This window comes from Bacillus sp. FDAARGOS_1420, assembly GCF_019344915.1.
Classification (GTDB): Bacteria; Bacillota; Bacilli; order Bacillales; family Bacillaceae_G; genus Bacillus_A; species Bacillus_A mycoides.
The window spans coordinates 2,526,007-2,548,484 of sequence record NZ_JAHWJB010000002.1 but is presented as its reverse complement, the minus strand read 5'-3'; the positions used below and the strand labels follow the sequence as shown (position 1 = coordinate 2,548,484).

The window sequence follows — 22,478 nt, the reverse complement described above, 5'->3', positions numbered from 1 at the left end:
GTTTGGAGAAACGAATTATACACTTTGAAGGATTGGTCGTCTTATTAGCTACGATTTATATATATGCATTATGTGGATTTAGTTGGTTATTATTTATCGTATTACTTTTTGCACCTGATTTAGCAATGGTGGCGTACTCTATTAACAAACGTATCGGTGCACAAATATATAATCTATTTCACACATATATCATATCAATATTACTTGTTTTAATAGGAGTCTATTTAAAGATGGATACAATTTTAATGGTTGGTTTAATATGGACAGCACATATTGGCATGGATCGAATGCTTGGGTATGGATTGAAGTATGAAACTGATTTTAAGGATACGCATATTCAGAGGTTATAAAAGTGATTTGAGAAGGGTGGTCAATTGAAACAATTTATTACTGTTGAGAAATATAATACACAATGGGAAAGTGAATTTTGTAAATTACAGACGTTGATTAATAACGTAATGGGAGAACTCATTTTTTCTATAGAGCACGTTGGGAGTACATCTGTTAAAGGCCTTGCTTCTAAACCGATATTAGATGTCGATGTTGTAATAGAAGATTATGATGTTTTTCCAAAAGTAATAAAGAGACTTGAACAGATAGGTTATTTTCATCAAGAAGAGTGGAGTTTTAAGGGGAGAGAGGCTTTTGGGCGAAAGGGTCAATATGTTCCGAGGGACGGGAAGAATACAATTTGGATGGAACATCATTTATATGTATGCGATAAGAATAGTGAAGAGTTAAGAAGACATGTAGCGTTTCGTGAGTATCTTCGTGGAAATCCAAACGTTGTTATTGAATATGGGAAGTTAAAGAAAGAGTTAGCAGAAACGGCGGAAAATCGCTCAAGTTATAGCTTAGGTAAAACAGAATTCATTGAATATGTATTAGAAAAAGCTATGAAGGATAGTTGAATAGAAGAGTTTGTATCAATACGAAAATAGACTAAGGTGGCAGAAATTATATAATGCCACCTATTGTTTTTGAAGAAGAGGTTTTACTATATGAACTGACCTTATAAAACAATTACAATCTGCCCCTGCCAAATAATAAATCTCGTAAATATAATGGGAAATAAGAAGATAAGAAAAGAGGGAGCTTATGTACATACCAAAACATTTCACTATACAAGATGAAGAGACGAAGTACGAAATGATTGAACAAAATAGCTTTGCAACTTTATTTTCTCAACATAACGGGGAACCATATGCAACGCACTTACCGTTGTTATTAAATAGGGAGACTCTAACTTTACATGGCCATTTCGCACGTCCGAATGAACAGTGGAAAGATATTGAGAATCAAGAAGTATTAGCAATATTCCAAGGACCACACAGTTACATATCGCCGTCGTGGTATAAAACAAACAAAGCTGTACCAACGTGGAACTATGTTGCGGTGCATGTATATGGAGAGTTAGAAATTGTTGAAGATGAACAGGAATTAATAGATTCTCTTCAAGATTTAGTACATAAATATGAAAATCCAAAGAGCGCCTACTCACTGAACGATGTAGATCCAAATTATATGGAAGGATTAAGTAGGGGAATAGTTGGATTCAAAATAAAGATAAATAAAATAGAAGGAAAAGCGAAGTTAAGTCAAAATCATTCTGTGGAGAGACGAGGGTTAGTTATAGAAGAACTTGAGAAAGTTGGGAGTGAGGGGAGTAGGGGGATTGCAGGGTTGATGAAGGAAATAGAGTGAGAGAGAGAATTTATGTGAAATAAAGGGATGGTTCTATTTTTGTAGAAATATATTTTACTTGAAAAAACTGCCTCCGTAGCTCTAGAAGGGAAGAGCGCCGGAAAACAGTGTAGAACCGGGTCGCAAGGCGAAGGTTTCAGAAGCACCGAAAAGCAAATGAGCTGAGACAGGTGAAACTCCTGTCGGTGAAATTCCGTAGGGAAGCGTGTTCCCCTTAGCCTATGCTTACGAAAGGAGTGCGGGTTCGAATCCCGTCGGAGGCATATTGAAAACCCTATATTAAGAAATAGTTTGTCTTTATTATACCTATTTAATGGTAAAATTAAGGTTAGGATATTTTATAGTGGGAAACAAAATGGAAGTGTTTTTAGTAGCCGCTTTTTCAGCTATGATCATAATGATGACAGTTTTTGTTATAATAAAAGCTTGTTTTACGGGGTACAAGAGGAATGATATATCATTTCGGAAATTTATTTTTTTATCAAGTGTTTCAATTATGCTAGGCTGTTTAGTATCATGGGTATTACCATTTGGCTATGAAAAAATATTGGATTATATTAACTAAATAAATGCATTTAAAAAGACCTTCTTAATTGAAGGTCTTTCATTTTTTAAAGTGCTTTTTCAGCTGTTGTTGTGTTGTAGTCTTTGCTTACGTCAACGGATTGAACAAAGTCAGGTTTTTGTGGTGCAGGGAAATCTGCATGACTTGCTTGATATGTAAATGAACCATTTATTCCAAGGGACACAATTCCGATGACAGATAATCCTAAAATAGCAGAACTAATTCTTTTAATCATTTTAATGCTCCTTTCTCAAATGTTTTTTCTTTTGCTTGTAACGCTTTATGAAAATATTCACTAGCCTTTACATGATTATTTTCATCATAAAGTTTGACGGCGAATTTCTCTGAATATTCTTGAGTGTAGTTATATAAAGATTCTTTGTCGAAATACGTAATTCCTTCAATAATAATTTTTCTAAGTCTTCAGTTGAATCATTATTGTTTAAAGACTTTAAAATTTTAAAGTGGAGTATATATTCCTCATTATTTAGTTCTGTACAAAGCTTTAATCCTTTTGTAATAAATTCTTCTGCAATATTTGTTTCGCCAAGTTTAGAATGTTCTCGTGCTTGTAAGAAAATCGCTTTAAAATGGGTTGGCATTTTTGTTGTTACTTCAGATAAGTGACGAATAGCTAACGTTGATAGGTTTTGATTGGCATATAGCCAACCTAAGTTATTACGTACTCTTAAAAGTAAAGATTCTTCATTTTGTTTTTGTAAAACATTTATTGCTGAATTGTAGTGTTCTTCAGCTTGTTCGTATTGTCTTAATTGTACACAGGAGGCACCTAAAACGCTGTCACATGAAGCAACAGTTTTTTCATAATCTCTATGTGTGATAAGTACTTCTCGAGCTTTATTAGCATATTGAATCGCTTCAATAGGTTTATAAAAATGTTGATTAAAGATAGCGAATCGGTAATTAAATTCTGCTTCCTCTAGTTTATCTGAAATATTGACTAATAGTTTCTCAGCCTCTTCATAATGTTCACATGCTAAGTTATAATTTGTTGTTAAAGTAGCATAAATTCCTTTAAACAAATGATAATAATAAGAAAGTTGATTGTTAGAAGAGATAGAATAAGAATCAATTTTTTCAAAACTATCTTTTGTAATGCTTAAACTATCTGTTAAAATTTTATAGCGAAAATCTAGTAAGGAATAGTATAATGCTAAATTTTCGTCTTCTTTAAAGTTTAGTTCCTTTTCCTCAATTTCATGCTTTAAATTCTTCGCCTGTGAAACATCTTGCTTTAGCATGGCTAAATACCAATCATTAAATAGTTTTGTAACTTGTTCATTACCTTGTAGTTGAACGTTCATAAAATCCCCTCACTTTTTGAATATTCTTATAAAATATATTATCAAAAATAACAATATTTAGAAATGGAGTTTTATATTTCTCAATATTTGTTTGGTAGATTTACTATTAAATAAATTGGAATAAAGATAGTTTTGATATTTAGTTTAAGGAAGGAGGGAGTGGAATATAGTAAGGGTAGCTAAAGAGTGATTCAGTCTGTTTATTTGGAAGGGAAATGTATAAAAAAGGTGTGTTCAAACAATTTGTATGAACACACCTTTTTACATATGAAACAATCACGTCCCGCAAAAAGTACGATAAGGACGATTAGACGGCACAGGAGGCGTGCAGTAATCCGCTTGTTCTTGAGAATATTCATAAGGATTTGCTAAAGCTTGAAGAAGTTTCTCCATTACGCTATAGTCTCCATCTTTAACAGCTGCTTCTAGTGCTTCTTCTACTCGGTGGTTCCTGGGGATGATTACTGGGTTGTTATTTTTCATTAATTTGTATGCATCATCTTTCGATTCTTTTTGTCTTTCTAACCGAGATTGCCATAGCTCGTACCATTCTTTAAATTCAGGACTTTCAAATAAAGGTGTATTTTCTAATGTAGTGTCAGTTAATGCACGGAATGTATTTGTATAATCTGCTTTATATTTTTCCATTGCTTTTAAAAGTTTCTCAATAAGTGATTGATCTTGCTCTTCATTGCTAAATAGTCCTAATTTCTTCTTCATTCTGAGGAACCAATTGTTTTCGTACTGCACGCTAAACTTTGAAATTTCATCTTGTGCAATTTTTAGTGCTTCATCTTCATCTTCGTGTAGAATCGGCATTAAAGATTCAGCTAATCGTGCAAGGTCCCATGCAGCCATATATGGTTGATTTCCGTATGCATAACGGCCTTGTGTGTCAATAGAGCTAAATACTGTTCCTTGATTATAACTATCCATAAAGGCACACGGACCGTAATCAATCGTTTCACCGCTAATCGTTATATTGTCAGTGTTCATTACGCCGTGAATGAAGCCAACGAGTTGCCATTTTGCGATAAGGCTTGCTTGTCTCTTAATGACTTCTTGTAGTAGTGCGACATATGGATTTTCAGTAGATTCAACTTCTGGATAATGTCTTTTTATCGTATAATCAGCTAAAGCTTTGAGATCTTCGATTGAGCCTCGAGCTGCGGCGTATTGGAATGTTCCAACGCGTATATGACTGCTTGCAACTCTAGTTAAAATAGCTCCAGGTAACTTCGTTTCGCGATAGATTGGTTCGCCAGTTGAGACTACTGCTAAACTGCGAGTAGTTGGAATATCAAGCGCGTACATCGCTTCACTAATAATATACTCACGTAGCATCGGACCGAGTGCAGCGCGGCCATCACCACGGCGCGAATATGGAGTTGGACCGGAACCTTTCAATTGAATATCAAACCGTTCGCCTGAAGGAGTAATTTGTTCTCCAATTAAAAGGGTACGACCATCTCCTAATATGTTGAAATGACCAAATTGGTGCCCAGCATACGCCTGAGCTAGTGGATGAGCTCCTTCTGGGATTGCGTTACCAGCTAAAATGGCAACTTCGGTTTCTTTTTTAAATTCCTCAGGAGTAAAGCCAAGAGATATTGCTAAAGAATTATTTAGTTTAATTAACTCCGGTGAGTGTACAGGAGTTGGGGTGATTTCTGTATAAAATGATTGTGGTAAAGTCGTATAACTATTATCTAAATTCCAACCTGCTTCATTATTTTTAGTCATTTTATCTCCTCCTTGTTTATTTTTTTATTATGTATTTGTACGTATGTATTCTTTGTAAAATTAGCTAAAAGTATAATATGATATTTCCCCTTGAAATCTATTGTAAGGACTTCATTGCACTATGTCTATTTAACAGCAAATAATAAAACTCCATTTTAAAAAAATGGAGTTTTATTATTATTTGATTTTTACAATTATCTTTCCTTTTGCTCTTCCAGACTCTGAATATTCCATTGCTTTTTGAGTATCTTCAAAAGGGAAAATGCGATCGATTATAGGTTTGATTTGTCCAGATTCAATATGCTTTGCAATTATACGTAATTGATCTCCGCTTGGTTTCATAAACAAAAACGAATATTGAGCATTATGCTTTTTTTCAAGTGCAGTAAGTTTTTTGCTTGCTAATGAAAATAAGAGTGTTTTGAAAAATCCTGAACCAAATTCTTTACCGAAGCGAGCATTCGGCATTCCTGAAACGGAAACAATGTTCCCTTCGCTTTTTATAATATCGAATGATTTTTCAAGTGTTGTACCGCCAAGTGTATCAAATACCGCATCATAATTTTTCAGTATATCTTCAAACTTTTCTTTTTTGTAATTAATAATTTCATCTGCGCCAAGAGACTTTACTAAATTTTCACCAGCTTCACTAGCAGTTGTTGCAACAGTGGCACCCATTATTTTTGCTAACTGAATTGCGAAAGTACCAACACCGCCGGATCCAGCGTGAATCAAAATCTTTTGTCCTTTTTGTAATTGCATGATGTCATGTAATGCTTGATATGATGTTAAGCCAACGAGAGGAATCGACGCCGCTTCCTCAAAAGTTAAATTTTTCGGTTTTAAGGCTATATCATCTTCATGAATGGCTATATATTCCGCAAAAGTACCGATCTTATCTTTTCTTGGACGTGCATATATTTCATCACCAACTTTAAATTGAGTCACCTTTGTTCCGACTTTTACAATGACACCAGAAAAGTCATTACCAAGAATAAGGGGCATTTTATATTTAAGTAACAACTTCACTTTTCCATCGCGTATTTTAAAATCAATTGGGTTAATGCTAGCTGTATGAATTTCTGCGAGCACCTCATACTCATTTATTTCAGGGGTGGGCATCTCAGTCATACGCATTGGAACTTTCCCGTACTTATCAATCACCATTGCTCTCATTTCTTATACCTCCAAAGTTCAATAAAAGTTTTGCAGTAGCTTCTCAATATCTAATACAAGGTTTTTTAATAATCCTAATTTTGTACGTATGTCAATATAATAAAAGTTCTTTGTACCTTCTTTACGCATTAAAATAATACCAGCTTCTCGTAAAATCTTAAGGTGATGTGATACTGCTGGTCGAGAAAGGTGTGTTTGTTTAGTGATTTCGCCAACACGTAATCCAGTTTGACATTCTGTTTTCATTAGAACTAACAAAATAGCTTGACGTGTTTCGTCACCAATTGCCACTAATACTTTTTGACAATTAATAAAATCTTCTTTAATAACATTTAATTGTTCTTGTTTATTCATTTCAATCACTATACCTCCAATAATTAGTCGAAAGGTTTAAGATGATGAACCATTACATCGATACGGTAATGCTACATGAATGTTGTATGAGCTGCAATATTGAGAAAGAAAATCGAGACGAATCCATTTTTACGTATTGAAAATTATGGAGTATTTATTATAAGGAATAGAAGGATATATATATATTTTCTATAGTAATTAATGAATTCAAAAGGTAGGAAATGATTTAACAATGCGTTGTCTGCCGAGGATAAAGGGTAGCCATTTAACAATAAAATAAGCGGTCGTAACCTTGTATAATTTACAAGGTTACGACCGCTTATAATGTTTTTATTATTTTTGATGTCTATATCAGAGAATAGTTCAAAGTAAAGTAGGGCCTTCTTTTTTATCCTTTCATACGCACACAAATTAAGTGACTTGTAGATGTATGAAAGGATAAAAGTAATTTGGGGCGTAATCTATCTATATGATAATTCAAAATGAAATATAAGTCTATATTTTTGTTGGTTTTTTGATTATATTTATGTCACTGAGCTCAGAAGAATATATGTGGAGGGAAAATGTATGGAATCGAAACATGTACCAGTTTTAATTGTTGGAGGGGGATTATCAGGATTATCGTCTGCATTATTTCTTGCGAAACATAACATTGATTATGTACTTATTGAAAGGCATCTGTCTACTGCGATTCATCCGAAAGCGGGTGGAATTACATTTCGCACAATGGAATTATTCCGAGAACTGGGTCTAGAAAAAGGAATTAGATTAGCTGGTAAAGCATTAGAGAATTGTCACGGGAGAATTGCAGTTCAAGCAATAGCTGAGGTAAAGCATGAAGAGTTGGAACAAATAAGGGCGGCGCAGTATGAAAATAACGAAAATTCATTTCGTAAAGTGGAAGAGATTAGCCCATCAAAACAAACTGCTTGTTATCAAATTACTTTAGAAGAGATGATGTTACAGTGCGCGAAAAAATTAGGCGGAGAGCTATCTTTTTATCATGAACTGGTTTCTTATGAACAAAATGAGAACGGAGTAATAGCAACTATTCGAAATCGTGACACGAAAGAAGAGAGCATGATTCATTGTGATTATGTAATTGCAGCAGATGGAGCGAAAAGTAAAATACGTGAACAGCTAGGTATTCTAACTGAGGGCCGTGGTACAATCGGTGGTTATTATATGAACATATATTTTGAAGCGGATTTGAGTGAATTTATTAAAGGAGACGCATTCGGTTTTACTATGATACTTCATCCAGAAGTAATTGGTGCGCTTATTCCAGTCGATAACGAAAGTAAATGGATTTATCATGTAGCTTATGATCCAGTAAAAGGGGAGCGACCAGAGGATTTCTCTATAGAACGCTGTAAACAAATTATTCAAACTGCAATTGGAAGTACGGATATTAAGCCAGAAATAGTAAGTGTTTTGCCGTGGGAAGCGAGTGAAAGTACAGCGGTAAAATTTCAGGACAATCGCATCTTTTTAGTTGGTGACTCGGCGCATATTATGCCGCCAACAGGAGGATTCGGTTCAAATACAGGAATACAAGATGCACATAATTTAGCTTGGAAATTAGCGGCTGTTATAAAAGGGAAAGCAAATCCAAAATTGTTAGAAACGTATCATGACGAGAGATATCCTGTTGCAAAATTAACGACGGACCATGCGAGTAGTATATTATTTCGTGCTGCGAATAGAGAGGAAGGTAATTTGAGTAATATGGATAGTTTAGCTGTCACTGCTGGTTATCAGTATTGCTCAGAAGCAATTATAGACGAATGTAACACATCGCATAGAATGAATATAGTTGATTTGAACGGACGCCCGGGAACGCGTGCGCCACATTTTTGGGGAACTTATGAAGGAAAAGAAGTTTCTATACTTGATCTATTTGGTAGCGACTTTGTGTTACTTACTGGAGCAGAGCCTAGTACTTGGACTGAAGCTACAAATGTTGTTTCATCTGGATTAGGAGTAAAGATAAAAGTGTATCAGGTAGGTTTAACTGGTGATTTTATCGATCAAGGTAACTTTTTTAGAAAACTATACGGGATAGAAAATGGAGGAGCGGTAGTAATAAGACCAGATGGATTTATTGGATGGCGTACGGAAAATGAGATAGTAAAGCCGGGTATATTACTTGAAGAGATAATGAATCGTTTATTATGTAATTAAATATAAAAACACCGCTTGTATTTCAAAAGCGGTGTTTTTATTGCTTACAACTTACAAAAATAAAATATTGTAAGTTGTAAGCGGATGTGCTAATCTTATAACCTACTTGAAAGATGAATTTTTTTGATTACAACTTACAAATAATAAAAAATGTAAGTTGTTGAAATAACAGAAGATAATTTTATTATATAAACAAAATGGATGGTGAAAGAAATGACTGAAAAGGCATTGACGAAAAATGTTGTTTTGGATGCAGCGGAAAAGGAATTGATTAAATATGGATGGAGTAGGACGACACTCGTTAGTATTGCGAAATCACTTGATGTTAGTCATGCAGCTTTATACTCTTATTTTCGTAGTAAGGCAGCACTTCGAGACGCTATTTTGGAAAGATGGTTATTAAAGTATTCGGATCAACTTGAGAAAATTAGTGGGAAAGACGGAGAAACAGCAGTGATTTTACAAGAGTGGTTCTTATGTTTGTTCCAACTTAAACAGAAAGAGTTACTGGAAAATGAAGAGCTATTTACATTGAATAGTTCGTTAGTTCAGCAAAAAAATGCTGTTATCCAAAAACACGAAGAAAGATTAGTTAGACAACTGGAGAAGGTTATAAATCAAGGGATAGAGCGTAACGAGATTGAAAAACAAGACAGTTTATTTTTAGCGCATACGATTTTTGGACTCCTTTCACCGTTCTACCACCCTGCTTTTTCTGAGCGATGGAAAGAAGAGAAGATAAACGAAGAATTTCAAAAGTCATGGGAAATTGTTGCGCGTGGTATTTTTCAAAAGTAAAGAACTTCGTATCATATAAGGCTTTCAATCAGGAAACGTAATGAGAAGGGGAGATTATATGAGTCATTATAAAGAAGAACAACAACGTGTAAATGTAGTCATTGAAAAAGTAGACGAGGAACTGAATGAGCTGGACAGCCGAGTTGGTTCGGTGAAGTCTGAAATTGTAAATATAAGAAAAAACTTTTGGGAAGATGTAAAAGTAAATATAGATAATATTAAAGAGGCGGTTGAAACGGCGGCTAGTATTAGGCAAGAGGCCGAGATTCTTTCGGAAAGGGAGCATACCCATCGACATGCGAAAAATGAATATAATCTTTTAACGAAAATAAAAGATACACCGTACTTTGGAAGAATTGATTTTAAAGAAGAACAAGAGGTGGATACTGATGAGATCTATATTGGTATCGGCTCTTTTTATGATAAAGAGACAGATGAATTTTTAGTATATGATTGGCGCGCACCTATTTCTAGTCTTTATTACGATTATTCTTTAGGAAGTGCAAAGTATATAGCGCCAATGGGGACAATATCAGGTGACTTACTTTTGAAACGTCAATATATTATCCGAAATGGTAACATTCAAAGTATGTTCGATACAGGTGTAACGATAGGGGATGAACTCCTTCAAGAAGCGTTAGGAAGAAATGCAAGTGAACAAATGAAAAGTATTGTAGCGACAATTCAAAAGGAACAGAACAAAATTATTCGAAACGATAAAAGTGATGTACTAATTGTGCAAGGGACGGCTGGAAGTGGGAAAACTTCAGCAGCTCTGCAACGGGTTGCGTATTTATTATATCGTTACCGCGGGACAGTAAACGCGGATCAAATTTTGCTATTTTCTCCGAATGAGTTGTTCAATAGCTATATTGCTAACGTCTTACCAGAGCTTGGTGAGGAGAATATGCAACAAACAACTATCCAAGCATACATGGAACATATGATTGGGAAAAGTTTTACTGTAGAAGATCCTTTTTCGCAGTTAGAATACATGTTAACGAAAGAACAGGAAAACGTGTATGAAACGAGGCTAAAAGGAATTCAATATAAATCATCAATTGAATTTATGGGGCTGATTGAAAAGTATGCGAGAAACCTTGGTGAAAAAGGGATGCAATTTCATGATGTAACATTTAAAGGGGAAATAATCATACATGCAAATGCAATATATGATTATTTTTATTCCCTAAACACAGCCATTTCAATACCGAATCGAATGCAACTTGTAACGGAATGGATTAGTAAAAAATTAAATAGCTTTGAAAAGAAAGAAGCGAAAAAAGAATGGGTAGAGCGGGAAATTCAATATTTAAATAAAGAAGATTATAATCGTTTGTATGAAAAGTTAGAGAAGGATAATCAATTTGATTATTACGAGAAAGAGCATGAAGTGTTAACGAAATATGTAGTGAGAAAGCATTTCCGTTCGGTGCGAAGAAAGGTGAAATCTTTAGCTTTTGTAAATCATTCTGCAATATTTCAGCAGTTCTTTGAAACGATCCAGAAAGATGTTTTCGCACCGGATGGTTGGGAAGAAATATGTAAGCAAACAGTAAAGTGTTTAGAGGAAAAGCGGTTAGCATATGAAGATGTAGCTCCTTATTTATTTTTAAAAGAATTAATAGAAGGTTTTAAAACGAACCATCTTGTGAAATTTGTATTTGTTGATGAAGTACAAGATTATACACCATTTCAATTAGCGTTTATGAAACGACTGTTTCCGAAGGTAAAGTGGACGTTGCTCGGTGATGTAAATCAAAACATTTTCGCTCATGCTAGTAATAGAGGAACAAATATAATTTCAACGTTGTTTGCAAATAGCAAAGTAGAAACCATTCAGTTAAATCGTAGTTATCGCTCAGCAAAACCTATTATTGAACTTACAAAACATATCATTCCGAACGGGAAAGAAATCGAAGCTTTTAATCGGGATGGTAAGAAGCCGTTATGTATAAAAGTGAATGATGAACAAGAGCGTGTGGAAAGTATCATTGATAAAGCAAGAGATTTGCAAGAGAAAGGTCATAAATCAATTGCGATCATTTGTAAAACAAATGAAGAATGTATGAAGGCTATGGAGTTAATAGGGGATAAATTAGACTACCATTTTGTGCAGAAAGAAAATACGACTTATGAGAATGGCGTTGTTATTATTCCTGCTTATTTAGCAAAAGGGATAGAGTTCGACGCTGTTATTGTATTTGATGCTTCAAGTGATATTTACAGTAAAGAATCTGAACGGAATTTATTTTATGTAGCATGTACACGAGCGATGCATGAATTATATGTATATTATGCTGGAGAGATTATGGCAATTCTTTCGAAAGTACCGAAAGAATTATTTCAAAACGAAACGAGTAAAGGGAGAGATGCTTAATGGCTAATCAATTAAATGCTTTTCAAAACTGTAGTAAGGAAGTTTCAATGTTATTACCAATTCCGAAGTATGTAAAATTAGTGCATGAGCATGAAGAACTACGTGATGGTGTAAATGTTGAAATACATCGTTATCAAGCAGAAGAACCACTGAATTATGGTGGCTCTCATATTACAACTATTACTTCTCAAAAGAGTAAGTATCTTTTAAGCTACACGAATATGATGCCAGTATACGCTAATAAACTACCTCATAAGGATGAGGCAGAGAAAATAGCGATGGATGTAATGGAAAAGGTTGATCGACAATATGCAAAGGGCCTAACTTTACTTCGTATAGAAAAACAAACTAGACATTATGTTGACGGGGGACAAACTGTGGAGTTTCCTGTACTATGGATAAAGATGATGCATAATAACGGAAGTTTTAACTGGGTGACAATTGGTGGTGACGGACAAATCATTGAATTTGAGCGAGAAGTGCGCTGGGATTATATGATGAGTCGTCGCCAAACAGAAATGTGGTATTACGATGATTGGGTATTGGCGCGCATCGGGAAAGGACCGCAATTATTGCCGCCAGCTGCGTTGGCTTAATATGTGTACAATGGTAGGCGTCTATGATAATATATCGCTAGTTATGCCTTATCTGTATAATAAAATAAACATAAAGGGCTGAGCGTTATGAGAAGAAAAGGTTATTTTATAGACAATGAGAGTAAGCGGTTATACAACAATGACATCGTAGTCTCAAATAAAATATATTCTAATAATCCTACGTTGGCAGAACTGAAACAAATGATTTATAACGGTGGAATAGAAGAAGTGTTTATATCTAATTATTTTGACGATCGAAAAAGTAATTTAGAGCGTGAATCAATAGATGATGTGAGAGCCGAATGGGATACAAAATATCACAATAATATTTGTCTTACTGATGAACCAGTATCTTTAGAAGATTTCCCAGATGAATATCTCTTCTTTGTTGAAATATGGGAAAATGAAAAAGGAAAAGTAATTTTAGTGTTATTTATGCATCATTAGAATGTTCGGGGAGCCTTTATATTGGCTTCCCGATATTTTATATGTTGAAAAAATATTATGCAAGATGTTGGTAATATGATACGTATTTTTCTAACCCTTCAATCTCTTTCTCAGGAGGTTCAATTCCACCTTTTCGGCCGTAGCAAACATTTCTCAAGTATTCACCGAAAATCATAGAGCGACTTTTCTCATTTTCCATCCAATTATATCTATTAATTATAAAATCACCATCAAAACTTGTATCAAATGTATATGGAATACAAGTTATATGTTTTGGTAAATGTTTTTTTAATACTCTATATTGCCGGCCTGCTCCTAAGCTTTTACATACAAATAGTAAACTATTAATTGTTGTAAAATCATTATATAGCGATTTTGTTTAGTAGAAAAAGGGAAGTTTTTCATTTGACAGTTCCCCTTTTATGATAACTCTCCTATAAACAAAAGTTCTCCTTCATCATAAAATCCATCTTCATCATTGATTATCTCTTGGAAATACAATGTTTGGACACTGTTAGAAATTGATATTTTCCATTCATGCCCGAAGTCGGAAGCATTGGAGAGGGGAATCCATTTTTGAAATTCGTTATCTCTATTGAAAAAATTTTGAAAGTAGTCATCGTTTTTAAATATGATGATTTGTGAGTTCCATAAGCTTGCTATTTTGATCATAACAACGACTCGATATGTATTTGTATCGTTCGGTTTCATTGTCATTAATTGATTCGCTTGATTTAACAGGGCTTGAATGCACAATCGCTTTACTTTCCTAGGTGTTGTACTAGAATCGATAAAAGCTTGAGAGCCTGGTAAAGGCATATGCCAGTATTCATCGTTATAGAAAGTAGACGGAAATGCTTTAGTAGAGTCTTCAATTCTTTTTATAAGAGTTTGTGTTCTTCGTTTCATACCACGTATTTTCTGTTCACGCATTGTTGATCATCTCCATAAATTTTTGCAAGGCAGCTGAGTGAAAAATGTCTTTTCGAGTAATAAAGGTAGTAGGAACCTTTTTAAAGTGATTTGGTAATGTATTTAAAGATACACCATGTTCATAATCTGGAATAATGGATTTCATCATAATAGCCGCGCCCATACCTGATTTTACACATGCAAGTATTGCTTCAATTGTTCCGAACTCTAGTATTCTTTTAGGTGAAACCCCTTCTTCTTGAAGCCAGTTTTCTAATAGTTTTCTGTAATAACATCCTTGACTAAAAGCGAGTAAATTCAGTTCTCCTATTGTTTTAAAGGAAGATAGAGGAGTCTTACTAATGAGAACGAGTTCTTCTTCTCGAAATAAAAGTGTATGAAGTTCAACATGCTGAATATTTCCAGCGATGAATGCTCCATCCAGTTGACGGTCTAAGACGAGTTGAGTTAACCGTTCGGTCGTATTTGTTTCTAAAATAAATTCGACTTCTGGATACTTTTCATAATAGGTCGTTAATATAGGTGTGAGACGAACGGCTGTTGTAGATTCTGTGCACCCGATTTTTAATGTGCCTTTCGGATGGGTTCCGCTACTTTGAACAGCTTTAATGGATTGATCCATTAAGTGGATGATTTGTTTTGCATATGTTAATAAAATTTCTCCGTTAGAAGTTAAAGTAACACCTTTTCCGTTTCGATAAAATAGTGGTACGCCTAATTCATTTTCTAGTTGTTTTATACGCATCGTTACACCTGATTGTACATAGTTTAAGTTTTTAGCGGCATGAGATATATTTCCTTCTTTCGCAACTTCGAAAAAAACCGTTAAATCTTTAATGTCCATTTATTATCACCCCGAAAAAGGTATCAATTTTTTTGATGGATTCTATTAATAACACTTATTTTACATGATATCAGAACCTTCATACAATGAAAGGTATATGGGGGAGATAACGTTGATAAGTGAAGAAAAAATTGAAAAGTACAGTAGTTCTAATAAATGGATCATGTTAACTTTGGCAACGGTAGCACAGGCAAGTGCAACACTTATAACATATGGAGTAGGGGTACTCGCTTTATTTTGGAAACAGAAATATGCACTTTCGAATATGCAGGTTGGGTTGTTAATAAGTGCTGTAAATATTGGTCCGCTGTTTTGTATGCTTTTTGCCGGAAGGTTACTTGATCGATATAATGAAAGAATATTAATTGGAGCGAGTGCTGTATTACTTGGCGGGGCGCTGTTACTTGCTCATACGGCAAGGGGATTTATTGGGTTATTATTTGTTCTTCTTTTAATAGGGACCTTTTATAGTGTATCCCAGCCAGGTGGAAGTAAAGTAATCTTGAAATGGTTTCCGAAAGAAACACGCGGATTAGCTATGGGAATAAGGCAAGCGGGTATACCTATTGGCGGGGCATTAGCAGGAGTAATAATCCCTTTGCTTACAATTAAATTTAGTTTAGCTTATACGATAAATGTTATTGCAACTATATGTATAGTAGGCGGGTTATTGTTTTTCATATTTTATAAGGAATCGTACGTACGAGAACACACGAGCCAAGAAAATGTAAGTATTTCTTTTTGGATGCAGTTAAAAAAGGTAATATGTAAAAAAGAGCTGTATCCAATTTTTATTACAGGTATTTGCATGATTTCTTTACAAATGATATTAGTCGGACATTTTATAAAATTTTTAGTCATTGAAAAATCGATAACACCTATTGTAGCAGGGAAAGCATTTTCAGTTATGCTAGTTGCAGGAATGATAGGCCGAATTATATTAGCTACAATAAGTGATACATATTACAAAGGGAATCGTCGTACACCGTTGTTTATATGTGCATGTATTTCTTTTTGCTTAATTTTAGTTGTTGTGATGAGTATACATACAATGAGACTTGGGGCATTATTTGTGGCAAGCGGACTGTTAGGTTTTTTTGCAATTGGTTGGTTTAGTCTTTTTATGGTCGAAGTTGCTGAGTCTGCAAGTGAGGAATCGGTAGGCGTAACAGTGAGTTTTGCGCTTACGCTTAATCAAATTGCTATTATCTTTGCACCTGCTTTGTTTGGTTATATAGTAGATGGAAAAGGCTACACATATGCATGGATGGGGATAGCTGCATTACTAAGCGTTTCAGCAGTGAGTTTATGTAAAAGTAAACGAATATTAAAAATGTAAATCTTTTATGAAGAAAATCTAAAGAAATGTCGTGGGAGTGACATTTCTTTTTTTATATGTTGTATAATCAAGTTATAAATGAGATTCGTTTTCATTAACGCTCATTTCCTCTTTTGAAATTACCTGTAATTTTGGCCATAATAAGCTGTTTTTCTTTTTCGTTACTTGCCCGATTTATTTTGTTTAAAAATTTTTCAGCATCATTTCCTTTTAAAATAATAATCCATTTTCCGTAATATTCAATTGAAACTATATTGTTTTTTGTTACTCGATAATGAAACATCATATCATCTAAACGATTGCGCTTATCGGTCTTTTTCAAATTAACGCCTCCATTCTTGTTAATGTGTAACGAATGTTACATAAAAAATTAAAATTAAAGTTGGATGTATCCGATTGTAAGGTGGAAATTTTGTAAAAAAGAACTACAATAGAGAGTAGTTAAAATTTGAACGTTAGAAAAAGGAATCTAGTTTACTATGAGGAATAATAGAGTAGATAGATTATAAGATATTTAAAAACTAAAAGATATAGAATAGAATGGAAAAGTATAAAGTGAAACTAGATAAAAGAGGGTTCCCATATGTTTAAGAAATGGTTAATTGCTTTCTTTGTTTTTGCTATTTTTTGTGGGAGTGTCGCTGCACTCATACATGCAAATAAAGAAAAGAAATACAGTTTGAAGGCATTTTCAAATTTTGAGGATAAAGTTGGAAATGTTCAACCGAAAGTTGATGCGAATCAGCAAAAACGTTATGATATTGCAGCAACGAAACTCGATCAATATTTAAAAGATAAAGGATTTAACGGGACGGTTCTCGTAACGGATAAAAATAATGTGGTTTTACGAAAAGGCTACGGGTATGCGAATGTAAAAGATAAAGTTTTTACAACGCCAAGAACAAAATATCGCATCGGTTCCATAACGAAAACAGTAGTTGCAATATCTATATTACAGCTAAGAGAAAAAGGGAAATTGAATATTGAAGACAATGTAAATAAGTATATTCCATCGTTTCCAGCAGATAAAAACATTACGTTACGAAATTTGTTAACACATACGTCCGGGTTACCAGATCAGGGACAAGGTAGTGTTGATGCGGCATCACGTTTAAAGTTAGTAACGTGGATTGGAGCGCAAAAGTTGCAATTTCCTGCAGGGACAGGATGGAAATATACAGATTATAATTATATGGTACTTGCGTATATTGTAGAAAAGATATCGAATAAACCGCTTGCTGAATATGTGAAAGAAAACATTTTTACTCCTGTTGAAATGAATGAATCTGGTATGGGTGCAACTCTCCCTGAAGATATTTTCTTAGCAGAAGGTTACACGAAAAAAGATAATGAGTTAATAGCTACACCCCGCTTAAAAATGAACTGGCTGTATGGTTGTGGTGAAATGTATACGACCGTTGAAGATATGAAAAGATTAGATGAGGCTATTATGGATGGAAAGCTGATTTCTAAACAAAGCTTATCAGATATGTTTACAGTATCACCTGCGAGAAAATATGGATTTAGCTTCTATATTTACCCAGATTATTATCATAACCACGGTGTATTAGCTGGCTGGAACACTTTTAATAATTTTAACTGGGATAAAAGAACGTTTGTAATATTATTCTCTAACGTACAAAATGGTATGAATGATACATTTAATCAAGAGTTTAGGAAATTAGCGAATGATTTAATAGAAGGAAAATAATTATTTTAAAATCGGTATTGATATGTAATTATCAATACCGATTTTTTTATTTAATAATGTTTTATTTAGTGAACAAGCAGGTATGAGAGTGGATTAGTACTAGAATAAATTTATGAAGGAAGTCAAATGATATTAATGTTAAATATAGGAAATATACTTTGTGAATGTCATCTATTTGTATTGAAATTATGTGATTATCATGCGGAAGAATAATTGGTAATTTTTACATTGATGAAAAAGCTTGAGCTTCACACTATGTTAAGCCTTACAGTATTGTAGACATGAACAGGAGGTTGAAAAATGAAAAAAATAGTAAATTTTTGTTTAATAGCTATATTATCTACAACGATTATTAGTGGATGTTCTTTTGAAGGGAATAATGAAAATGCCAAAGGGAAAGAGAAAGAGGATAAAAAAGTAGAGGTACAGAAAAACGCTGGAAAATATACGATGCCGGATGAAAAAGATAAACATGAAGGTACATGGCTACAATGGCCTCATGAATACACATATGGTCAAGAGTATAAACAAGAAGTTGAACCTATTTGGATTAAGATGGCAAGTGCTTTAACTGAGGGTGAAAAAGTCCACATTGTTGCATATGATGAGGAAGAGAAAGAGCGAATCAATAAGCTTTTAATAGATAAAGGGCTGAATATGGATAAAGTTGATTTCTTTATCGCTCCTACTGATGATGTGTGGGCAAGAGATAGTGGACCGATTTTTGTTTATGACAATAATAAAAATCTGAAAATATTAGATCCAGCATTTAATGGTTGGGGAAAGAAAACTCCATATAAAAATGATGCCCGTATACGTGAGAATGTTAGTAAACAATTAGGGATTGAAAGAATTGATTGGGGGAAATTTGTCCTTGAAGGTGGCGCAATTGAATTAGACAGCAATGGGACTGCTTTATTAACTCGAAGCGCAGTAACGAATAAAAATAGAAATCCTGATTTATCAGAAGCGGAAATTGAAAAATATATAAGTGACCTTGGGGTGACAAACTTTATTTGGTTAGATGGAGTGCCTAATTTAGATATTACTGATTTTCATATTGATGGATTTGCTAAATTCCATGATAAATCTACAATCGTAACGATGGCAGAAGATGACTTGGCTGAATGGGGCTTGTCAAACAAAGATATGGATAAATTGTTAGATGCAAAAAATGCTTCAGGACAGAAATATAAGTACGAATACTTACCGCTTAGTAAAGATAAAGTTACTTTAGAAGGTGGAAAAACTCTAGATTATAAGGGGTCGTATATCAATTATTATGTTGGGAATACAGTTATATTGGTGCCTAACTATAATGATCCAAATGACAAAATCGCAAACGATACGATTCAGAAATTATACCCGGATCGTAAAGTAGTGGGAATTGATGTGAGAGAGCTTTATAAAAATGGCGGAATGATCCATTGTGTGACACAGCAACAACCGATTCAATTGAAGTAATCGATTATAGTTTCGTTATGTTGCTTTATAGACAAAATAGGTGAAATGCTATCTTTACTTATTTTGTCTTGTTTTAACATCTGTAACAAGAATGAAATGTGTAATTTTAATGTAACGATAATTAAATAAAAGTATATTGTCATTATTGTTTTATATGGAAAAGGAGAAAAATGTTTGTGTTAAAGAATTTAAAAAGAGTATTTTCGTTTTTCCCTATCGTTCTACAGTACATTATAAATGTAGCTTTGATCTGTTTGGGAATTGTTTTAAGTGTGTTTCTTATGAAAGAAGTCATTCAATTTATACAAGAACTTAAATTAAATAGTGAGGAATCTAGTTATCATTTAATTGATAGCATTGTCGTATTCTTTTTATATTTTGAATTCATCGTAATGATTATAAAGTACTTTCAAATGAATTTTCATTTTCCATTACGTTATTTTATATATATAGGTATAACTGCTATTGTTCGTCTAATTATTATAGACCATGATAGTCCAATGGATTCATTGATATATGCTTGCGCGATTCTTGTATTAATTAGTGCTTTATTCATTGCAAATTCTAAAATAATGCGTCGTGATTTAGAAGAGTGAACGTTTGTTGTTTAAATCAAAAAAGATGTTTTATCTTTTGGTAAAAAGGAGTAACAGTATTGAAAGAAATAATCTTAACCAGTTTTATAATAATAGGGTTTATGATTCTGCTATTTAATTGTATACTTTCATAATTTAAAAGAATAAAAGGTTAATAAGGAAAGAGGTTTTTGTAAGTATGGTTCATTACAATAATCAAAATAGTTTACATCAAATATTTACATTAAAAGGAACGGTTGTAAGAGATATTTTCCCGCAAATTTTATTATATATATGTATTTCAACGATAGTAACTGTGATTAATTATTATTATGTAGAAATAAAAATTAATCAAACTCCTTGGGTAATTGTTGGAGGAGCTTTAGGTCTACTGTTAGTTTTTCGTACTAACACTGCCTATGATAGGTATTGGGAAGGTAGAAAGTTATTTGGAACGGTTGGTGCTTGTACTAGAAATTTGGCAGTTAGTTTTTTATGTTATTGGGAGTCTGAAGGGAAAAAGACGGATCAGGAAAAATTAAAATTTTTACATTTGTTAATTGCTTTTCCAAAGATAGCGAAAGGACATTTGAGAGACGAAAAAGATTTATCCGAAATAAAAGCATTGTTTGATATTTGTTCTGAGAAGGAAAAAGAAATGTTGGCTGAGTCTATTCATTTACCGATTAGTATAGTTTTTATGTTAAAAACTATACTATCAAAAGGTTTGAAAACGGGTCAAATTCACCCAAATGCAATAATTAATATGGAAGCTGATTTGAATACTCTGCTTACGGCTGTGGGTGGATGTGATCGGATCAAAACAACGCCTATTCCTTTTGCATATTTTGCTCATATTAAAATTTTACTGCTCATATTTTGCGGGACTTTATCGATTGGTCTTGTTGATAGTCTTGGATGGTTTACAGTACTTGCAACTACGTTTATAAGTTTTGCATTTATAGGGATTGAAGCAATAGGAGTTGAAATTGAGGATCCATTTGGTCAAGATCCAAACGATCTTCCGCTAGAAGGGATTTGCATTGGGGTAGAAACGCATTTAGTGAATTTATATAATCAAAACGCTCTATTAGAAGTAATGGATTTGAATCTTGATAAAAAAGTCATCTAATCCTTCATTGTGTACGACGATTAAAATTTAAAAATCTTGTCAAGAGTCAGTTTACGGCTTAACGACGTCTTTATATTTTTTATATAAATATATAATATTTCTCCGTGCTATAATCCATTCATGAAATGTGCACGTTTCAAAAATTGTAATGAAAAGAGAAATGAATTGGGGAATAGTTGGCTTATTGAAAACAGTTATTCAATCATTATTAAAAAGCGAGGTAAGTAATATGGAACAAAAACATAGTGGCATTATTTTTACTGCAATACCAGATGAATCGAATGAATATTATCGACCATTTTATGAAGACATTATTTATTTTAATGAATACTTAAATGCAAATAAAGCATTTACCGATCAACTTATATCTTTATCTGTTGAAGAGCAAGACTTTCATACAAACTTTTTTGAGTATGATGATATTTGGCTAAGAGATGTTGCACCAGTTGTAACAAATCATCTAGTCAAATTCAAATATCAACCGAATTATTTACCGAAAGATCAAGGACGATATTTAGATCAACAATTTAATAAATGGTTGAAAAAAAACGACTTTGAATTTGTGACATCTCCATTGATATTAGACGGTGGAAATCTTATTTGGAATAAAAAAGATACCGTTATATTAACGGAACGCATATTTGATGATAATTATGATTGGACGGAAGAAGAAATTATAGAGCAACTGGAATGGGATTTAGATGTGAGTCGGGTTATTATTATTCCTGCTGAAGAGGGAGATGTACTTGCACACGCAGACGGGATGGTTAAATTTATTGATGAACATACAATGTTTATTAGTGATTTTTTAGGGGATCATGAATTTAGATATAAGGTTCAAGAGATTATTCAAGAGCAAATGCCAGAGGCTGAATTTATAGTTGTTCCTTCGTCATATACAGAGAAGGGTCAATACGATGAAGAGATAGCGTCAGCAAAAGGTTTATATATAAATATGTTAGAAACATGTGATACGCTTTACGTTCCTAAGTTTGGATTAGCTAAAGATGAGGAAGTTTTACGATATATTCAACAGCATACTGAGAAACAAGTTATTCAAAGTCATGTAGGAGAAATATCGACAATGGGAGGCGCGATGAATTGTTTAACGTGGTATTGTCCTAGTCATTTGTTACCTTCAAAAATGAAAAGGCTGAACGATCAGAATGAAGGTTCTTCAATCAGAAAAATATTTGATTGGTTTTAAT

General features: G+C 33.5%; 22 protein-coding genes and 2 pseudogenes. 15 read left to right on the top strand and 9 right to left on the bottom strand.

From position 1 onward, the window contains the following. The first annotated feature begins 2 nt into the window (after positions 1 to 2). The 4 genes from I6L50_RS23295 (at position 3) to I6L50_RS35715 (ending at position 2,269) form a co-directional block, all read left to right on the top strand. On the top strand, positions 3 to 350 hold the full coding sequence (locus tag I6L50_RS23295) for a DUF4260 domain-containing protein (RefSeq protein WP_219303261.1): 348 nt from the start codon (positions 3 to 5) through the stop codon (positions 348 to 350). A 24-nt stretch (positions 351 to 374) separates the two neighbouring features. Then, positions 375 to 911 (top strand): GrpB family protein, encoded by a 537-nt coding sequence (locus I6L50_RS23290; RefSeq protein WP_219303260.1) that lies wholly within the window; start codon positions 375 to 377, stop codon positions 909 to 911. A gap of 187 nt (positions 912 to 1,098) precedes the next feature. After that, positions 1,099 to 1,704: an FMN-binding negative transcriptional regulator gene (locus I6L50_RS23285; protein WP_219303259.1), complete on the top strand. Its 606-nt coding sequence runs from the start codon at positions 1,099 to 1,101 to the stop codon at positions 1,702 to 1,704. Positions 1,705 to 2,059: 355 nt separating this feature from the next. Beyond that, the gene (locus tag I6L50_RS35715) at positions 2,060 to 2,269 is read left to right on the top strand and encodes a hypothetical protein (RefSeq protein WP_307897085.1); all 210 of its coding nucleotides are present in this window, start codon (positions 2,060 to 2,062) and stop codon (positions 2,267 to 2,269) included. Between the two features lie 46 nt (positions 2,270 to 2,315). On the opposite strand, the gene I6L50_RS23280 is transcribed toward I6L50_RS35715, so the two are convergent. The 5 genes and pseudogenes from I6L50_RS23280 to I6L50_RS23260 form a co-directional block, all read right to left on the bottom strand. Then, a complete protein-coding gene (locus I6L50_RS23280; RefSeq protein ID WP_193663173.1) occupies positions 2,316 to 2,504 on the bottom strand; it encodes a Phr family secreted Rap phosphatase inhibitor in 189 nt (62 codons plus the stop codon). Then, positions 2,501 to 3,594: pseudogene (locus I6L50_RS23275) on the bottom strand (response regulator aspartate phosphatase). Before I6L50_RS23275 ends, I6L50_RS23280 begins: the two are co-directional and overlap by 4 nt. A gap of 276 nt (positions 3,595 to 3,870) precedes the next feature. Further along, entirely contained in the window at positions 3,871 to 5,337 is a 1,467-nt protein-coding gene (locus I6L50_RS23270; RefSeq protein ID WP_219303258.1) for a protein adenylyltransferase SelO, read from the bottom strand. Between the two features lie 177 nt (positions 5,338 to 5,514). Continuing rightward, positions 5,515 to 6,513, bottom strand: coding sequence for an NADP-dependent oxidoreductase (locus I6L50_RS23265; RefSeq protein ID WP_219303257.1), 999 nt, complete (start codon positions 6,511 to 6,513; stop codon positions 5,515 to 5,517). Positions 6,514 to 6,531: 18 nt separating this feature from the next. Beyond that, positions 6,532 to 6,876 (bottom strand): ArsR/SmtB family transcription factor, encoded by a 345-nt coding sequence (locus tag I6L50_RS23260; protein ID WP_002033417.1) that lies wholly within the window; start codon positions 6,874 to 6,876, stop codon positions 6,532 to 6,534. Between the two features lie 558 nt (positions 6,877 to 7,434). On the opposite strand from I6L50_RS23260, the gene I6L50_RS23255 reads away from it, so the two are divergent. The 5 genes from I6L50_RS23255 (at position 7,435) to I6L50_RS23235 (ending at position 13,272) form a co-directional block, all read left to right on the top strand. Next, positions 7,435 to 9,051 (top strand): FAD-dependent oxidoreductase, encoded by a 1,617-nt coding sequence (locus I6L50_RS23255; protein ID WP_219303256.1) that lies wholly within the window; start codon positions 7,435 to 7,437, stop codon positions 9,049 to 9,051. A gap of 213 nt (positions 9,052 to 9,264) precedes the next feature. Continuing rightward, positions 9,265 to 9,849: a TetR/AcrR family transcriptional regulator gene (locus I6L50_RS23250; protein ID WP_002087686.1), complete on the top strand. Its 585-nt coding sequence runs from the start codon at positions 9,265 to 9,267 to the stop codon at positions 9,847 to 9,849. Positions 9,850 to 9,907: 58 nt separating this feature from the next. Next, entirely contained in the window at positions 9,908 to 12,229 is a 2,322-nt protein-coding gene (gene helD / locus I6L50_RS23245; protein ID WP_219303255.1) for an RNA polymerase recycling motor HelD, read from the top strand. Further along, entirely contained in the window at positions 12,229 to 12,825 is a 597-nt protein-coding gene (locus I6L50_RS23240) for a hypothetical protein (RefSeq protein WP_219303254.1), read from the top strand. The genes helD and I6L50_RS23240 overlap by 1 nt, the downstream gene beginning before the upstream one ends. Before the next feature lie 87 nt (positions 12,826 to 12,912). After that, positions 12,913 to 13,272 (top strand): hypothetical protein, encoded by a 360-nt coding sequence (locus I6L50_RS23235; protein ID WP_078178925.1) that lies wholly within the window; start codon positions 12,913 to 12,915, stop codon positions 13,270 to 13,272. A gap of 55 nt (positions 13,273 to 13,327) precedes the next feature. On the opposite strand, the pseudogene I6L50_RS23230 reads toward I6L50_RS23235, so the two are convergent. The 3 genes and pseudogenes from I6L50_RS23230 to I6L50_RS23220 form a co-directional block, all read right to left on the bottom strand. Beyond that, a pseudogene (locus I6L50_RS23230) lies at positions 13,328 to 13,633 on the bottom strand (YdcF family protein); the annotation flags it as partial. 59 nt (positions 13,634 to 13,692) lie between these two features. Continuing rightward, positions 13,693 to 14,205: a DUF3916 domain-containing protein gene (locus tag I6L50_RS23225; protein WP_219303253.1), complete on the bottom strand. Its 513-nt coding sequence runs from the start codon at positions 14,203 to 14,205 to the stop codon at positions 13,693 to 13,695. Beyond that, positions 14,198 to 15,049 (bottom strand): LysR family transcriptional regulator, encoded by an 852-nt coding sequence (locus I6L50_RS23220; RefSeq protein ID WP_219303252.1) that lies wholly within the window; start codon positions 15,047 to 15,049, stop codon positions 14,198 to 14,200. The genes I6L50_RS23225 and I6L50_RS23220 overlap by 8 nt, the downstream gene beginning before the upstream one ends. A gap of 112 nt (positions 15,050 to 15,161) precedes the next feature. On the opposite strand from I6L50_RS23220, the gene I6L50_RS23215 reads away from it, so the two are divergent. Further along, complete coding sequence (locus tag I6L50_RS23215; RefSeq protein WP_219303251.1) at positions 15,162 to 16,388, top strand: MFS transporter; 1,227 nt, start codon at positions 15,162 to 15,164, stop codon at positions 16,386 to 16,388. A 94-nt stretch (positions 16,389 to 16,482) separates the two neighbouring features. Here the strand turns inward: I6L50_RS23215 and I6L50_RS23210 are convergent, their stop codons facing one another. Beyond that, positions 16,483 to 16,710 carry a hypothetical protein gene (locus tag I6L50_RS23210; protein ID WP_098168573.1) on the bottom strand — a complete coding sequence of 76 codons (228 nt, stop codon included), beginning with the start codon at positions 16,708 to 16,710 and terminating at the stop codon, positions 16,483 to 16,485. Positions 16,711 to 16,971: 261 nt separating this feature from the next. Between I6L50_RS23210 and I6L50_RS23205 the strand changes: the two genes are divergently transcribed. The 5 genes from I6L50_RS23205 to I6L50_RS23185 all read left to right on the top strand — a co-directional run bounded on the left by I6L50_RS23205 (position 16,972) and on the right by I6L50_RS23185 (position 22,477). After that, the gene (locus I6L50_RS23205) at positions 16,972 to 18,099 is read left to right on the top strand and encodes a serine hydrolase domain-containing protein (protein WP_219303250.1); all 1,128 of its coding nucleotides are present in this window, start codon (positions 16,972 to 16,974) and stop codon (positions 18,097 to 18,099) included. 300 nt (positions 18,100 to 18,399) lie between these two features. Next, positions 18,400 to 19,563, top strand: a complete 1,164-nt coding sequence (locus I6L50_RS23200; protein WP_219303249.1) for an agmatine deiminase family protein — start codon at positions 18,400 to 18,402, stop codon at positions 19,561 to 19,563. Positions 19,564 to 19,739: 176 nt separating this feature from the next. After that, positions 19,740 to 20,159, top strand: a complete 420-nt coding sequence (gene psiE / locus I6L50_RS23195; protein WP_002165314.1) for a phosphate-starvation-inducible protein PsiE — start codon at positions 19,740 to 19,742, stop codon at positions 20,157 to 20,159. 178 nt (positions 20,160 to 20,337) lie between these two features. Further along, the gene (locus I6L50_RS23190; RefSeq protein ID WP_002142623.1) at positions 20,338 to 21,270 is read left to right on the top strand and encodes a bestrophin family protein; all 933 of its coding nucleotides are present in this window, start codon (positions 20,338 to 20,340) and stop codon (positions 21,268 to 21,270) included. A gap of 229 nt (positions 21,271 to 21,499) precedes the next feature. Further along, positions 21,500 to 22,477, top strand: a complete 978-nt coding sequence (locus tag I6L50_RS23185; RefSeq protein WP_219303248.1) for an agmatine deiminase family protein — start codon at positions 21,500 to 21,502, stop codon at positions 22,475 to 22,477. The last annotated feature ends 1 nt before the right edge of the window (position 22,478 follow it).